We start from the raw sequence: 15,598 nt of genomic DNA on the forward strand, positions 1-15,598 counted from the left end.
CAGGTTTGAGAGAAGCGTTCCGAAGAGCGCCCCACGCCAACCCTTTAAGCCGAGTAGTACATGTCGAATTCGACCGGATGTGGGGTCATTTCGAAACGCATGACTTCCTGCATCTTCAGTTCGATGAAGGCATCGATCTGGTCGTCGTCGAACACGCCACCGGCGGTCAGGAACTTGCGGTCCCTGTCGAGGCTTTCGAGCGCTTCGCGCAGGCTGCCGCAGACCGTTGGGATCTTCTTCAGTTCCTTTGGCGGCAGGTCGTAAAGATCCTTGTCCATCGGCTTGCCGGGATGGATCTTGTTCTTGATGCCGTCGAGGCCTGCCATCAGCATGGCAGCGAAGCCGAGATAGGGGTTCTGGGTCGGGTCCGGGAAGCGGACTTCGACGCGCTTTGCTTTCGGGTTGGAGCCGAACGGAATGCGGCACGATGCCGAGCGGTTGCGTGCCGAGTAGGCGAGCAGAACCGGTGCCTCATAGCCCGGGACCAGACGCTTGTAGGAGTTGGTCGTCGGGTTGGTGAAGGCGTTGATCGCCTTGGCATGCTTGATGATGCCGCCGATGTAATAGAGGCAGGTCTCGGAGAGGCCGGCATATTCATCGCCTGCGAAGGTTGGCTTGCCGCCCTTCCAGATGGACTGGTGGACGTGCATGCCCGAACCGTTGTCGCCATAGATGGGCTTCGGCATGAAGGTTGCCGTCTTGCCGTAGGCGTTTGCGACCTGGTGGACCACATACTTGTAGATCTGCATCTTGTCGGCGCTGGAGACCAGCGTGTCGAACTTGACGCCGAGTTCGTGCTGCGCAGAGGCGACTTCGTGGTGGTGCTTTTCAACGACCACGCCCATTTCGCCAAGAACCGTCAGCATCTCGGAACGCATATCCTGGAGGCTGTCGACCGGCGGTACTGGGAAGTAGCCACCCTTGACGCGCGGACGGTGACCGAGGTTGCCGGTCTCGTAATCCGTATCGTCGTTGGACGGCAGTTCGGACGAGTCGAGCTTGAAGCCGGTGTTGTAGGGATCGGCCTTGTACTTCACGTCGTCGAAGACGAAGAATTCAGGCTCGGGACCAACGAAAACCGTGTCACCAATACCCGATGCCTTGAGATAGGCTTCAGCCTTCTTGGCCGTGCCGCGCGGGTCGCGGTTGTAGGATTCGCCTGAGATCGGATCGAGAATATCGCAGATGATGACCATGGTGGACTGCGCGAAGAACGGGTCCATATGAACGGTGGCCGGATCCGGCATCAGCACCATGTCGGACTCGTTGATGGCTTTCCATCCTCCGATGGAGGAGCCGTCGAACATGACGCCATCGGCAAACATGTCCTCGTCCACACAGGCCACGTCCATGGTGACGTGCTGCAGCTTGCCCTTTGGGTCTGTAAAGCGCAGGTCGACGAATTTTACATCGTTGTCCTTGATCTGCTTCAAGATATCATTGGCGGTGGTCATAGCAATTTTCCTTGAGTGGTAATGTTCAACCCGGTGAAGCATGAGCCTTTTTCGGCTCGTCTTTTTTTAAATGGCGTCAACACCCGTTTCACCCGTACGAATACGGATAACTTCTTCCACATTCGAGACGAAAATCTTTCCGTCGCCGATGCGCCCTGTCTGAGCGGCATTGCGAATCGCTTCGATCACAGCGTCCGCATTTTCATCTGCAAGCACCACCTCGACCTTCACCTTCGGCAGAAAGTCGACGACATATTCTGCGCCGCGATAAAGTTCGGTATGGCCTTTTTGACGACCAAAGCCCTTGGCTTCCGTAACCGTTATTCCCTGGAGTCCGACTTCCTGAAGGGCTTCCTTCACTTCATCGAGCTTGAAAGGCTTAATGATCGCTTCGATCTTTTTCATGAGAAAATATCTCTCCGCTTCTCCCGTTAAAGCGGTCTGTCCGCTCCGCCACAAGAATGCACGTATCGTGCCAGATCGGAAGCCGCTTTGGATAAAAAATCTGCGAAATCTGACCTTGAAGGGAACAATTCCGCGCGGTCTGAGCATCTTTACTCCACAACATGGTCACCAACCGCGCCAAATATGGCAGAATTCCCGGGAAGCGGCCACAATTACAATTCGTTAGCCGACACGCCCCGATGTCGTGTTGTTGCTAACAAAATGATCATTTGACTTATTTTTAGTCTTTCTTTCTTGCCTTAAAAAGCGCCGGTTGCGTTTCGTCGCATTTTCCGATGAGGTGCGAATTATGACTCATTCCGTTCAATATCGTCTCGTCGATCCGGTTGCTATGAGCCGCATCGATGCCGCCGCTGAAGCCAGCGGGCTTTCCATCATCTCGTTGATGGAGCGCGCGGGGCAATCGGTCGCGGCTTGCGCATTGCGGCACTATCCTGAAGCCCGCCGATACGCTGTGCTTTGTGGAGCAGGCAACAATGGCGGCGACGGTTTTGTTGCCGCCCGCGCGCTCCGCGACGCGGGGGCGGATGTCGCGGTTTTCGTGTTTGGCGATGTGGTCAACCTCAAAGGTGCTGCAAGGCAGGCTCATGAGGCGTGGATCCAAGTTTCGGGCGATATCGGCCATCAATCGCTCGCTGCGTTTACGCCGCGCGATGGCGATGTGGTCATCGACGGGATTTTCGGGGCAGGGCTTTCGCGCGATGTTCCGCCGGAAGTTGCTGCGGTCATTCGCGCTGTGGGGCACGCAGGAACACCGGTCGTTGCGATTGATCTTCCCTCGGGGCTCTGCGGCCGCCGGGGTGTTGCCCTCGGCTCTGCATTCAAGGCTGCCCGGACAGTCACCTTCGTGGCGAAGAAGCCGGGACATGTGCTGATGCCGGGACGAGAGTTTTGCGGTGCGCTGGAGGTGTTCGATATCGGTATTCCTCGACGCATCGTCGAAGCGAATGTCGGAGCTCTATGGGAAAACTCCCCCGACCTCTGGAAGAGTTATCTTGTCCATGATGATGTGGAGACGCACAAGTTCAAACGCGGTCATCTGACGGTCTTCGCAGGTCCTTCACATTCGACCGGTGCTGCTCGAATGACGGCGATGTCCGGCTTGCGGGCGGGCGCCGGGATCGTAACGATCGCGGCTCCAGAAGAGGCGATCCCCGTTCTTTCGGCGACACTCACGGCGGTGATGGTGACACCGATCGACGATCGAGACGCTCTCGGGGATTGGGCTGAAGACGAACGCCATGGGACTTATGTTCTGGGGCCTGGTTTTGGCGATCTGGAAAAAGCCAGAGCGTTCGTGGCGCTCCTCAAGGATCGCGCGCTCGTGCTCGATGCCGATGGCATCACGGCCTTCAAGGATGATACTCTCAAGCTCTTCTCGCTCTTCGCCGAAGACGCACCGAGGATCATGACGCCGCATGAGGGCGAGTTTGCACGACTGTTCCCAGATATTCATGCGGATGACACACTAAGCAAAATCGAAAAAGCGCAAGCCGCTGCCAAATGCAGCAATGCCGTCATCATCTACAAGGGGGCCGATACGGTGATTGCAGCCCCCGACGGTCGGGCAAGCGTCAACACCAACGCACCCTCATCGCTGGCAACCGCAGGATCTGGCGATGTGCTGGCCGGTATCTGCGGCGCGCTTTTGGCGCAGCAGATGCCGGTATTCGAAGCCGCCGCTGCGGCCGTTTGGTTGCATGGGGAGATGGGGCAGAGGCTTGGTCCGGGCTTGATAGCCGAAGATCTGGCATCGGCAGTACGGCCATTCGAGGCTTTCGAGGCGAGGGCCAGGGCAGGCTGACGATCGTGGTTACAGCTTGGGCGTATGGCTGGACCAGACGGGCTTGCTGATCGTCTGAAGTTCTGACGTCGGCCTGCCTTCGATGCGTGCCAGGACGGCACGGGCAAGTTCGCGACCCGCCAGCTTGATATCCTCGTTCATCGTATGGATTTCCGGTCGGAGCCAGTTGAGGAAGTCGGCGGATTGTTTCGACACGATATCCACATCCGTTCCGATCTTCTTGCCACTCGCTTCGATCCCGGCCACGATCGCAATCGTCGAACTGCCGCTGATCGACACGATGCCATCCGGCACATCGCTGCCGCTCATCAACCGTGCGGTTTCCTGCTTCAGCTCTTCCAACGGGGTGTCGTTGTTGATGTTGGGCAGAGCGAATTCGGTGATTCCAAAGTCTTTCAATCCACGCTCAAATCCGCGACGGGCAAAGTCGTGATAGGAGAACTGGCTTTGCGGCAGCAGCACGGCCACGCGTTTCCTGCCGCATTGCGCCAGACGCTTCATCGCCTCGTAGACATAGGCTTCGTTATCGAAGTCATGAAATGGGTGGTCGATGCCCATGCTGCTTCTGCCATGGGTGGCAAAGGGCATGTTGCGCTCGGTCATCAAGCGCACGCGGGGATCTTCCGGGCGTACCTTGGAAATGATGACGCCGTCTGCCGATCCCGTCTCCAGAATGTAGCGGATTGGGGTCATCGTGTCCTTGGCATGCGTGTGGGGTGTCACCACCAGATGGTAGGGTGTGTTGGTCAAAACCTCGGTGATGCCGAAGACCATCTGCGAGGTAAAACCCATCAACTCTTCATCGACGCTGAGAACCAGCGCAATGACATTGGTCTTGCCGGTGCGGAGGCGAACGCCGGCACGGTTTGGCTGATAACCGATCTGGCGGGCGACACGCCGCACGCGCTCCTTGGTATCCGCCCCGATATCGGGTGCGTCTTTCAAGGCGCGGGAGACTGTAGTGATGCCGAGACCCGTCATATAGGCAATGGTCTTCAGCGTCGGGCGTTCATTGGACGAAAGCGCTTGGCCGCCTGCTTCTATGTCCGTGCTATCGTTCATTTGCCGCCGCCTCCCATAACCGGACGGGCATCGTAGTGCGGTTTTATTCCATTGCAAAGCTCAAGGTGTCGTAACCGGTACGGCTTGTGACTTGGAGTGTCTGAAACGATGCAGGTTGGATGGCGTGGGAGAGGTTGAAACGTGGGTATAGGGGAGCGCGATAGCTGGACATAGGGATGCCAGCGCCGGCTTGATTGGTTTCTAAATGAACTTAAGAAATTCTTCGAAGTATATGGTATTTATAACATATTTTGATTTATCATATCTGATGTCGGCTGACGTAAATCCCGATGTGTGTTGATCGAACTTTTCGGGCGTGACGGTCATAGTTTTTTACGATAACGTTTCTGCCCGGAGGAATTCTCGATCTGATTTTTCATGGCTGCGGAAGGAGCGACGACTCGTTTTTACCGCATTGCTGACAGTGGATGGAGTCGCAACGCCAAGGCCGTTGCGTAATAAGCAGGGCAGTGAAAATGGCATCAACTTACGCAAGCGATCTCGTTATCGATCTTTCGGGCCAGTGGCGGCTGGCATCGGCCGAGGGTGATCATGCAACCACCATGACGATCCCGGGTGACGTCCATACGGCGCTCCATGAGGCATCGATCATTCCCGATCCCTACTTTGGCCGCAACGAGAACGACGTGCAGTGGGTGGCGCATCGCGACTGGATCATCGAGCGCCGTTTTACGGTCGATGAGGTCGATGCAGACTGGTATCTCGATATCAACAATCTCGACACGGTGGCCGTCGTCTTCGTCAATGATGTGCCGGTGCTTGCAGCCGACAATTGTTTCCGTCGCTACCGACCGGACGTGTCCTCGGCTCTCCAGCCGGGTGAAAACGTCATCCGCATCCATTTCCATTCAAGCATCAAGGCAGGCGCCGATCGTCAGGCGGCTCAGCCTTTTTATGTGCCGTATCACCCTGGCAACTCACCCATCCCCAATGGCAATCTTCTGCGTAAACCGCAGTGCCATTTCGGCTGGGATTGGAACATCGCGATAGCGCCACTCGGCCTTTATGGAAACATCATGCTGCGCCGGCTTGAGACAGCGCGCATTGAGCATGTCACGACCACACAGCATCACAAGGGTGGCGGTGTTGAGCTGCATGTCGAAGTCACACTTCATGCTGCTCAGCCTGCCAGCCTGCCCGTGCATCTGTCGTTCGGCGATGAACGGCTACGCCTCGATTGTGGCGTCTCCGCCGGTGAAACTGTCATCCGCCACGTGTTCTTCGTCGAGAATCCCAAGCTCTGGTGGCCGGCAGGCAGCGGCGAGCAGGCGCTCTATACGCTGAGCGTCGAATTGCCAGACGAGGTGATGACCCGCCAGATCGGCTTGCGCACAGTTGAGCTTCTGACCGACAAGGATGAGGCCGGCAGCCGTTTTGCGCTTCGCATCAATGGCCGCGAGATATTCTGCCGCGGTGCCAACTGGATCCCCTCGGACGCGCTGTTTTCACTCTCAAGTGCAGAGAAGACGGAAGACCTGCTTCTGTCGGCCGTCGAAGCCAATATGAATATGATCCGCGTCTGGGGCGGTGGCTTCTACGAGCCCGACTGGTTCTATGATCTTTGTGACCGGTTGGGCCTGATGGTCTGGCAGGATTTCATGTTTGCCTGCAATCTTTACCCTTGCACCGAAGACTTCCTCGACAACGTCGAGCTTGAGGTCGACTATCAGGTAAAGCGGCTGGCCTCGCATCCTTCGATCGCGCTCTGGTGCGGCGACAATGAACTCGTTGGCGCTCTGAACTGGTTCGAAGAATCGCGCAACAATCGCGACCGCTATCTCGTCGCCTATGATCGCCTCAACCGTACCATCGAGCGTGCCCTGAAGAAAGCGGCCCCGTCGTCCATCTGGTGGCCGTCAAGCCCGGCCTCCGGCTATCTGGATTATGGCGATGCCTGGCACGCGGATGGTTCGGGCGACATGCATTACTGGTCCGTCTGGCACGAGAACAAATCCTTCGACGATTATCGGACGGTGCGTCCGCGGTTCTGCTCGGAGTTCGGTTTCCAGTCCTATACGTCCATGCCGATTATCCGCACCTATGCGGACAACAAGGACATGAACATCGCGTCGCCTGTGATCGAGCTCCATCAGAAGAATGCGGGCGGCAATGAGCGCATTGCCGGAACGATGTTCCGCTATTTCCGCTTCCCGAAGGACTTCGAGAACTTCGTCTATGTCAGCCAGGTGCAACAGGCGCTCGCGATCAAGACGGCCGTCGAATATTGGCGTTCGCTCAAACCTCATTGCATGGGCACGCTCTATTGGCAGCTCAACGACACCTGGCCCGTCGCCTCGTGGTCGAGCCTCGACTATGGCGGTAGCTGGAAAGCCCTTCATTATGCGGCAAGGCGCTTCTTCCAGCCGGTCGCCGTGTCAGCCGTTCCGTGTGAAGACGGTAAGTCCGTTCGCTTCTCCATGGTCAACGATACGTTGGAAGACGTCGAAATCGACATGAACATCTTCGCGCTGGCGCTCGATGGCGTTCGGATTCCGCTGAAATCCGCCAATGGCACCTGCGGACCGGATGCCGCATCGGTTCTGACCGAGATCGACCTGGATCAAATTCCAGCCGGCGCGCTGCTCTCCTGGAATTTCATCGCCTCCAACGGCATGTTGGGCGAGGGGCATCACGCGCGAGATACCTACAAGGCGCTCGATCTGTGGCCATCGGGTCTCAGCCATCAGGTGACGGCGCTGGACAATGGGGACTTCGAGGTGGAGGTTCAGGCGCAAGGCCTTGCACTCTTCGTCATGGTGGAAGCCGATATCGCCGGGCGCTATTCGGACAACCTCTTCGATCTGGCTGCGGGAGAAAGCCGTCGCATCGTCTTCTCGCCAAGCGACAAATCGCGGACGGGCAAGCCGTCGTTTAAGCTCTTCGATCTCTACACCTCGCAGTCGCAGGCTTGAAAGCCGACTATGATCTTCTAATCTAACTGCACCACAATCCGCCGCCTTCGCGGCGGATCAGCGATTCCACACAAGGGAGGAAAACCATGGCCTGGCAACCGGCTGAAAACCGCTACGCATCCATGAAGTACAATCATTGCGGCCGCACCGGCCTCAAGCTTCCGGCCATATCGCTCGGCCTCTGGCACAATTTCGGCAACGATTTCTCCCACAAGACGAAGCAGGAGATTTGCCGCAAAGCCTTCGATCTCGGCATCACCCATTTCGATCTTGCGAACAATTACGGTCCGCCTCCAGGCAGCGCCGAGAGCGCCTTCGGCGAAATCCTCAAAACCGATTTTGCCGGTTATCGCGATGAGCTGATCATCTCCTCCAAGGCGGGCTACAATATGTGGCCCGGTCCTTATGGCGAATGGGGTAGCCGCAAATATCTGATCTCGTCCTGCGACCAGAGCCTGAAGCGCATGGGTCTCGACTATGTCGATATCTTCTATTCCCACCGCTTCGATCCGGACACGCCACTGGAAGAGACCTGCGGTGCGCTCGATCACATCGTGCGGTCGGGCCGGGCGCTCTATGTCGGCATCTCGTCGTATAATTCGCAGCGCACCCGTGAGGCTGCGGCGATCCTGAAAGATCTCGGCACGCCCTGCATCATCCATCAGCCGAGCTATTCGATGATCAACCGCTGGATCGAGGAGGACGGCCTTGTCGATACGCTGGAAGAACTCGGCATCGGCTCCATCGTCTTCTCTCCGCTGGCACAGGGCATGCTGACGACGAAGTATCTGAACGGCGTGCCGGATGCGAGCCGCGCCAGCCAGAACAAGTCGCTCAACCCTGCCTTCCTCAATGATCGCAACATCGAGAATATACGCGGGCTGAACGCCATCGCCGAACGGCGTGGACAGACGCTGGCGCAGATGGCGATTGCCTGGGTTCTGCGCGGCGGTCACATCACCTCTGCACTGATCGGCGCAAGCCGACCTGAGCAGGTAGAGGATTGCGTGAAGGCTCTCGAGAAGCCGGACTTCACCGCGGACGAACTGGCGGAAATCGATCGCTATGCACGCGATGCGGATATCAACCTCTGGGCCAAATCTGCCGAACTGAAAAAGTAAGGGAAGTACACCGCTCGGGCAATTTAGCCCGAGCGGCCACTGTCGATTTGCTCGTAACATTAGAAGTCATGAACTTTAATTTCTTCCTCTAAGCCATGGTCAACATTACGATATTGTAATTTCGTGCTTCAGTTTCCATTCATCCTCGGCGCGGTAGGGTCATCCCATCAGAACAGGAAAGGAAACACCCATGAAAAAGCTCGTCACCGTTTTTCTGGCTGCGACAATTCTCGCAGCGCCGATGGCCCAGGCGCAGGGTCGCCATGACTACGGGCATGACCGCCGTGGGGTTCACGAACGGACTGTCACGACCAAGAAGGTGATCATCAAGAAGCACCGCTGGGACCGCGGTCAGCGTCTGACGCCGGCCGAGCGCCGTCACTTCGTCGACCGTCGTGAATATCGCCGCTATCACCTCAGAGAACCGCGCCGCAATGAGCGCTGGGTGCGCGTCGACAACCAGTTCCTGTTGATCAATGCCGTCAGCGGCCTGATCATCGGCCTCGCCGCAGCACGGTAAGCAATGAACAGGAAAGCGGGCGCAGCGAGCGCCCGCTTTCTTTTGCAGGGTCAGGCTGCCTGTCTGTTCCAATCGGGGAATGGATCGTTCAGCGTCTGCCAGGCGTCCGGCGTAAAGCTTTTGGCGTCTACAAGGCAGGCATCGAGTTCATGGCGCAGTGCTGCCTCGCTCATGGGGTCGGCGCCGATGAAGACGATCTCTTGTCGCCTGTCTCCCCAGATAGTGTCTATGTAAGGTGCCAGCATCTTCTCGAAGCTCGGATCATCCGGCCAACGTGTTTTTGGCACGGAGGACCACCAGAGCCCCATCTTGCCGGTTTTCACCAAGGCTCCTGCCTGGCTGATTTCGCCAACATGGTTGGGCCGCGTGGCCAGCCAGAAGAAGCCCTTGGCGCGGATGACACCCGGCCAGTCGCGGTTGATGAAGGCATGGAAGCGAGCGGGGTCGAAGGGCCTCTTTGCCCGATAAACGAAGGAGCGGATACCGTATTCTTCCGTTTCCGGTATGTGGCCCTTGAAGCCATGCAACTCCTTGAACCAGAGCGGATGCGTTTCCGCCTTGGCAAAATCGAAAAGGCCAGTGCCGAGTATCACTGCTGACTCGACTTGTCCGAAATCGGCCTCGACAAGACGGGCGTCGGGATTTAGGCCGACGACGATTTTGCGGGCAGCATCAAGCTCTGCGGGGCTGGCGGCAGAGACCTTGTTCAGCACCACGACATTGGCGAATTCAATTTGCTCGACCAGGAGATCGACGAGCGTGCGATTGTCACCTTCGCCTGCCGTTTCGCCGCGATCCGCCAGAAAGTCAGCCGAGCCGTAGTCCTTGAGCAGATTGGCGCAATCGACCACGGTGACCATGGTGTCAAGCTGCGCGACATCCGACAGGCTGTCACCCTTGTCGTCGCGGAAGTCGAATGTGGCCGCAACCGGCAGCGGTTCGGCAATGCCGGTGGACTCGATCAGCAGGTAATCGAAACGATCCTGCTCAGCCAATTGCCTGACCTCGTTCAACAGGTCGTCTCTCAGCGTGCAACAGATGCAGCCATTGGTCATCTCGACCAGCTGCTCCTGCGTGCGCGACAGGTTTGCCCCGCCATCGCGAACAAGAGCCGCATCGATGTTGACCTCGCTCATATCGTTGACGATCACCGCGACCCGCAGTCCCTCGCGATTACCGAGAATATGATTGAGAAGGGTGGTTTTGCCGGCTCCGAGAAAGCCGGAAAGAACTGTGACAGGCAGCTTCTTTTTCATATCACAACCTCATTTGTTATAACATTACATTGATGGTTCGAAAGAAGGGCGGTCCGTGCCGCCCTTTGTCTCCCGTCAGATCACGACAGGCAGTTCTTCAACGAATTGGCGATGCCGCGCATCAGCTTGAAATAGAGATCGGGTCCCGCTTCCAGCGTGCCGGCCTCCGGGTCCAGCGTACCAGATTTGGCGTTGGTGCCTTCGATCACGACGTTGACCAGTTTCGGCTCGAATTGCGGTTCGGCAAATACGCAGGTCGCGTTGAGTTCCTTGACCTTGGCCTGGATCTGCTTGATGCGGTCCGCACCCGGCATGTTTTCAGGGCTGACGGTGATGGAGCCTGCCGTCTTCACACCGTAACGGTGTTCGAAATACTGGTAGGCATCATGGAAAACGATGAAGGGCTTGTCCTTGATCGGCGCGACGGTTGCCGCAAGCTCCTTGTCGAGCGCGTCGAGATTATCGACCAGCTTTTTGGTGTTTTCCTGGTAGGTCTTGGCATTGGCGGGATCGGCGGTCATCAGCGTCTTTTCGATTTCCGTCGCCATGGCCCTTGCATTGGCAGGATCCAGCCAAAGATGCATGTCGTATTCGCCGTGGTCGTGTCCGTCCTCATGCGCGTGCTCACCCTCATGCGCGTGGTCGTGACCCTTTTCGCCTTCATGCGCATGATCATGCCCCTCATGATCGTGCCCATCATGGTCGTGCTTATCGTCGCCCTCATGGGCATGGTCGTGACCTTCGGCCTCCGCATGGGCATGACCTTCATGGTCGCCATGGTCATGGGCTTCGAAGGGGCCGCCTTCACGGAAACTCAGCTTTTCGATGCCGGGCGCGTCGTCCAGTTCGATAACTGTTGCCTTTCCGGCCAGCGATTCCAGCGGCTTTTCCAGAAACTTTTCCAGTCCGTCACCGACCCAAAACACAACATCTGCATTTTCGAGCGCCTTGGCATTGGACGGCTTGAGGCTATAGGTGTGGGGTGACGCACCGCCATCGACGATGACCTGGGGCACTGCGACGCCTTCCATGATGGCTGCCACCAGCGAGTGGATCGGCTTGATCGACACAACGACATTGGGCGCGGCCATGGCATTCGAAGCGCCGATCATGGCGGCAGAGGCGAGGAGGAGGGCGGCGAGTGACTTCATAGGGTATGCTCCACTTGTATCAAAGTGTAATGTTATTACATAAGTTGCGTAACGCTATAACGTATGCCATAGCCATGTGCAACAGCCGCAATCGGAAAATCCCATGCTTCATTCTCCGGCCAAAAACGACGGAAATCTCGTCTCCCTGTCCAGTGCAGGCGTGAGACGCAGCGGGCGTTGGCTGGTGCGCGGCGTCGACTTTTCCGTCCGTCGCGGCGAGATTGTGACGCTGATTGGACCGAACGGATCTGGCAAGTCCACGAGTGCCAAGATGGCGATTGGCGTGATGAAGCCGGATGAAGGAAAGGTCGAGCGTTTGGCTGGCCTGAAGGTTGGCTATGTGCCGCAAAAGCTTTCCGTCGACTGGACGATGCCCTTGACCGTCTGGCGGCTGATGACGCTGACCGGAGCCCTGCCGCCACGGGAAATCGACGCGGCGTTGAATGCCACCGGCATTGCGCATCTCGCCAAGGCCGAGGTCCAGCATCTGTCGGGTGGAGAGTTCCAACGTGCGCTTCTGGCGCGTGCGATTGCCCGCAAGCCCGATCTGCTCGTTCTGGATGAGCCGGTTCAGGGTGTGGATTTTTCCGGCGAGATTGCGCTTTATGATCTTATCAAGACCATTCGCAATTCCACGGGCTGCGGCATTCTCCTGATCTCGCACGATCTGCACGTGGTGATGGCGGAGACCGATACGGTCATCTGCCTGAATGGCCATGTGTGCTGCCGCGGCACACCACAGGCCGTGAGCCAGAGCCCGGAATATATGCGCCTCTTCGGCGGTGCGGCTGCCAAGGGGCTGGCAGTCTATAGCCACCACCATGATCACACCCATCTGCCGGATGGACGCGTCATGCATTCCGACGGCTCGGTGACGGACCATTGCCATCCCGATGACGGGCATCATCATGAGCATGATCACACCCATGATTATGTCCACGCTCATAATCATTCCCATGACGAACAAGAAGATGCCTGCGGCTGCGGTCATCACCATGATCATCACTCCGATGACACCACCCATGCGCCCGGAGTGAAACATGTTTGACGACTTCTTCATCCGCGCCATCTTTGCAGGCGTCGGCGTCGCGCTGACCGCCGGGCCGCTTGGCTGCTTCGTGGTCTGGCGGCGCATGGCCTATTTCGGCGATACCATGGCGCATTCGGCGCTGCTCGGTGTGGCGCTCTCGCTGCTGCTTCAGCTGAACCTGATCGTCAGCGTCTTTCTTGTTGCCGCCGCCGTGTCTCTGCTGTTGCTCTTGCTGCAACGGCGTCAGGCGCTCTCGGCGGATGCGCTGCTGGGTATTCTGTCGCATTCTGCACTTGCCTTCGGTCTCGTTATCGTTGCCTTCATGACATGGGTGCGGATTGATCTCGTCGCCTTTCTGTTCGGCGACATTCTCGCGGTCTCTGTCACCGATATTCAGATGGTCTGGGGCGGCGGCATCCTTGTGCTGCTGGCGATCGTCTATCTCTGGAAGCCGCTTCTGGCCTCGACGGTCAATGCCGAATTGGCAGAGGCGGAAGGACTGCGGCCGGAACGTTCGAAGCTTCTCTTCATGTTGCTGATGGCGCTCGTCATTGCTATCGCCATGAAGATCGTCGGCATCATGCTGATCACATCGCTGCTGATCATTCCAGCAGCAACGGCCAGACGCTTCTCGTCGACACCGGAAATCATGGCGGTGCTGGCGTCGCTCATCGGTGCCGTCGCCGTCATCGGCGGACTGATGGGATCGCTGCAATACGACACGCCGTCCGGCCCGTCGATTGTCGTTGCCGCCGTCTTGCTTTTCGTCTTGAGTCTTTTGCCTGTGCCGGGACGGTCGCGCAGTGCCGAGCAGGGAGTGAACTGATGAACATGAACACGAATGCGAAGAACCTCACGCGCAACCAGTCGTTGGTCTACGACGCGCTGTCCCGCTCGCAGGCGCCGCTCAGTGCCTATGTGATCCTCGACAAGCTGAGGGACAGCGGCTTTCGCGCGCCCTTGCAGGTTTATCGCGCGCTGGAAAAGCTGATAGAGTTCGGGCTCGTCCACCGGTTGGAGAGCCTGAACGCGTTCGTAGCCTGCTCGCACACAAGCGCAGATTGCTGCACCCATCACCATGGTACGGTGGCCTTCGCCATCTGCAACGCCTGCGGCCAGGTGACGGAGTTTCACGATCACGAGATCGATCATCGCCTCGGCGATTGGGTCAAGGGACAGAAGTTCAAGGCTGAAAAGACGACGATCGAGATCCGTGGTCTTTGCGAGGCCTGTGCGGCCTAGTCTCAAAAGTACGGGCTGGGAGGTATGCGGGCAGCCTAGACAGGCTTCAGTTCTTCGGCAAAGCGCTTCCAGTTGGCCACATATTTTTCTGCCGACTTTTTGATGCCCTCGGCGGCTTTTTCATCCAGCGTGCGGACGACGCGGGCAGGGGAACCGACGATCAGGGAATTGTCGGGGAATTCCTTGCCCTCGGTGACGAGCGCATTGGCGCCGACGAGGCAGTTTTTGCCGATCTTCGCACCGTTCAGGATTGTCGCTCCCATGCCGATCAGGGTGTTGTTGCCGATCGTGCAGCCGTGGATGATAGCGTGGTGGCCGATGGTGCAGTCCTCGCCGATCGTTGCGGGGAATCCTGGATCGCTGTGGACCATCACGCCTTCCTGAATGTTCGTACCGCGACCAACCGTCATTGGCTCGTTATCGCCGCGCAACGTCGCGCCGAACCAGATGCCGACATCGTCACCCAGGGTGACGGAGCCGATGACATTGGCATCCGGCGCGATCCAGTATCGATCCGCTGCTGGCAGGTGGGGCACTCTCGTTCCGAGGCGATAGACTGGCATAGGCGGATCTCCGATTTCTGTTCGGGTGTCAGACGACCTTGACCGTCAAAGTGCCGACGCCATCCACGCCGCACTCCATGATATCGCCTTTGACGACTGGGCCGACGCCAGCCGGCGTGCCGGTCATGATCACGTCGCCAGCGGCCAGCGCGAAGACCTTCGACAGTTCGGCGATGATTTCCGCTGTTTTCCAGATCATCTGATCGAGATCGCCGGATTGCTTGCGCGCGCCATTCACATCGAGCCACACCGCACCCTTGTTCGGATGTCCGATCTTCGAGGCCGGAACGAGTGGCGAGATCGGTGCGGAGAATTCAAAGGCCTTGGCGCCTTCCCAGGATCTGCCCATCTTTTTCAGTCCGTCCTGCATGTCGCGGCGGGTCATGTCGATACCGACACCATAGCCCCAGACGTGATCAAGCGCGTTCTCGACCGCGATGTTCGAGCCGCCGCTTTTCAGTGCCACAACACATTCCACTTCGTAATGAACGTTGGAAGAGAGGGCCGGGTAGGGAAAGTCTTGGCCAGCGGGCAGCAGGTTGTCCGGGTTCTTCTGGAAGAAGAAGGGGGGCTCGCGGGATGGATCATGGCCCATCTCGATAGCGTGGTCCGCGTAGTTGCGCCCAACGCAATAGACCCGCCGCACGGGGAAGGTTTCGTTCGTGCCTTCGACGGGCAGGAGAACGGGTTGGGGGGCGGGGATCACTGTTGCGGACATAATGGCACTCCTTCTTGGGAGTGGTGTTGTCCCGCAATTTCAAGGTGATTTCCAGTCCAATCTTTCTGCAATATTCGCCGTCAGGATAAGAGCCACACGACACAGCCCCCTACGACAATGAGGGCGACGATGACCGCGAGCAACCTGCCAACACCCGCATTGGTGTTGCTGTCGGCGCCGACGATGCTCCAGTAGAGAGACTTCTCGTCGCTCTTCTCGCTCATCATGATCTCCTCAAAATCTTGTGACACCGTGCTTCACAAATCTTTTCGATCATTG

Annotated in this window: 15 protein-coding genes; 7 read left to right on the top strand and 8 right to left on the bottom strand. The window is 57.8% G+C overall.

Going from position 1 to position 15,598, the window contains the following annotated elements; translation table 11 throughout:
* Nucleotides 1-44: 44 nt before the first annotated feature.
* Together glnA and ACTJK5_RS04810 are read right to left on the bottom strand one after the other, a co-directional pair.
* Nucleotides 45-1,454, bottom strand: coding sequence for a type I glutamate--ammonia ligase (glnA, locus tag ACTJK5_RS04805; RefSeq protein ID WP_062437373.1), 1,410 nt, complete (start codon nucleotides 1,452-1,454; stop codon nucleotides 45-47).
* Between the two features lie 66 nt (nucleotides 1,455-1,520).
* Nucleotides 1,521-1,859, bottom strand: coding sequence for a P-II family nitrogen regulator (locus ACTJK5_RS04810; RefSeq protein WP_007753933.1), 339 nt, complete (start codon nucleotides 1,857-1,859; stop codon nucleotides 1,521-1,523).
* Between the two features lie 349 nt (nucleotides 1,860-2,208).
* Here ACTJK5_RS04810 and ACTJK5_RS04815 point away from each other — a divergent pair, with 349 nt between their 5' ends.
* On the top strand, nucleotides 2,209-3,723 hold the full coding sequence (locus ACTJK5_RS04815) for an NAD(P)H-hydrate dehydratase (RefSeq protein ID WP_440611925.1): 1,515 nt from the start codon (nucleotides 2,209-2,211) through the stop codon (nucleotides 3,721-3,723).
* Between the two features lie 9 nt (nucleotides 3,724-3,732).
* Here the strand turns inward: ACTJK5_RS04815 and ACTJK5_RS04820 are convergent, their stop codons facing one another.
* Nucleotides 3,733-4,785: a LacI family transcriptional regulator gene (locus ACTJK5_RS04820; protein WP_062427397.1), complete on the bottom strand. Its 1,053-nt coding sequence runs from the start codon at nucleotides 4,783-4,785 to the stop codon at nucleotides 3,733-3,735.
* Between the two features lie 476 nt (nucleotides 4,786-5,261).
* On the opposite strand from ACTJK5_RS04820, the gene ACTJK5_RS04825 reads away from it, so the two are divergent.
* The 3 genes from ACTJK5_RS04825 to ACTJK5_RS04835 all read left to right on the top strand — a co-directional run bounded on the left by ACTJK5_RS04825 (nucleotide 5,262) and on the right by ACTJK5_RS04835 (nucleotide 9,359).
* Entirely contained in the window at nucleotides 5,262-7,718 is a 2,457-nt protein-coding gene (locus ACTJK5_RS04825; protein WP_113260570.1) for a beta-mannosidase, read from the top strand.
* A gap of 86 nt (nucleotides 7,719-7,804) precedes the next feature.
* Complete coding sequence (gene mgrA / locus ACTJK5_RS04830) at nucleotides 7,805-8,839, top strand: L-glyceraldehyde 3-phosphate reductase (protein ID WP_112358300.1); 1,035 nt, start codon at nucleotides 7,805-7,807, stop codon at nucleotides 8,837-8,839.
* Nucleotides 8,840-9,029: 190 nt separating this feature from the next.
* Nucleotides 9,030-9,359, top strand: a complete 330-nt coding sequence (locus tag ACTJK5_RS04835) for an RcnB family protein (protein WP_062427394.1) — start codon at nucleotides 9,030-9,032, stop codon at nucleotides 9,357-9,359.
* Nucleotides 9,360-9,409: 50 nt separating this feature from the next.
* Here ACTJK5_RS04835 and ACTJK5_RS04840 read toward each other — a convergent pair whose 3' ends face one another.
* Both ACTJK5_RS04840 and ACTJK5_RS04845 read right to left on the bottom strand, forming a co-directional pair.
* Complete coding sequence (locus ACTJK5_RS04840) at nucleotides 9,410-10,615, bottom strand: GTP-binding protein (RefSeq protein ID WP_440611926.1); 1,206 nt, start codon at nucleotides 10,613-10,615, stop codon at nucleotides 9,410-9,412.
* Between the two features lie 80 nt (nucleotides 10,616-10,695).
* Nucleotides 10,696-11,766 carry a zinc ABC transporter substrate-binding protein ZnuA gene (locus ACTJK5_RS04845; RefSeq protein ID WP_113179700.1) on the bottom strand — a complete coding sequence of 357 codons (1,071 nt, stop codon included), beginning with the start codon at nucleotides 11,764-11,766 and terminating at the stop codon, nucleotides 10,696-10,698.
* A 103-nt stretch (nucleotides 11,767-11,869) separates the two neighbouring features.
* Between ACTJK5_RS04845 and ACTJK5_RS04850 the strand changes: the two genes are divergently transcribed.
* Genes ACTJK5_RS04850 through zur form a run of 3 tightly spaced genes read left to right on the top strand, consistent with a single transcriptional unit; the run spans nucleotide 11,870 to nucleotide 14,038 of the window.
* Complete coding sequence (locus ACTJK5_RS04850; RefSeq protein ID WP_113179699.1) at nucleotides 11,870-12,814, top strand: metal ABC transporter ATP-binding protein; 945 nt, start codon at nucleotides 11,870-11,872, stop codon at nucleotides 12,812-12,814.
* A complete protein-coding gene (znuB, locus tag ACTJK5_RS04855; protein WP_113179698.1) occupies nucleotides 12,807-13,622 on the top strand; it encodes a zinc ABC transporter permease subunit ZnuB in 816 nt (271 codons plus the stop codon). The genes ACTJK5_RS04850 and znuB overlap by 8 nt, the downstream gene beginning before the upstream one ends.
* 5 nt (nucleotides 13,623-13,627) lie before the next feature.
* Entirely contained in the window at nucleotides 13,628-14,038 is a 411-nt protein-coding gene (gene zur, locus ACTJK5_RS04860) for a zinc uptake transcriptional repressor Zur (RefSeq protein ID WP_207774018.1), read from the top strand.
* 35 nt (nucleotides 14,039-14,073) lie between these two features.
* On the opposite strand, the gene ACTJK5_RS04865 is transcribed toward zur, so the two are convergent.
* The 3 genes from ACTJK5_RS04865 to ACTJK5_RS04875 form a co-directional block, all read right to left on the bottom strand.
* Complete coding sequence (locus ACTJK5_RS04865) at nucleotides 14,074-14,601, bottom strand: gamma carbonic anhydrase family protein (protein WP_113179697.1); 528 nt, start codon at nucleotides 14,599-14,601, stop codon at nucleotides 14,074-14,076.
* A gap of 28 nt (nucleotides 14,602-14,629) precedes the next feature.
* A complete protein-coding gene (locus ACTJK5_RS04870) occupies nucleotides 14,630-15,319 on the bottom strand; it encodes a fumarylacetoacetate hydrolase family protein (RefSeq protein WP_113179696.1) in 690 nt (229 codons plus the stop codon).
* An 80-nt stretch (nucleotides 15,320-15,399) separates the two neighbouring features.
* Nucleotides 15,400-15,543, bottom strand: a complete 144-nt coding sequence (locus ACTJK5_RS04875) for a hypothetical protein (RefSeq protein WP_162727935.1) — start codon at nucleotides 15,541-15,543, stop codon at nucleotides 15,400-15,402.
* Between the last annotated feature and the right edge of the window lie 55 nt (nucleotides 15,544-15,598).

This window comes from Agrobacterium sp. 22094 (assembly GCF_052046015.1).
Classification (GTDB): domain Bacteria; phylum Pseudomonadota; class Alphaproteobacteria; order Rhizobiales; family Rhizobiaceae; genus Agrobacterium; species Agrobacterium cavarae.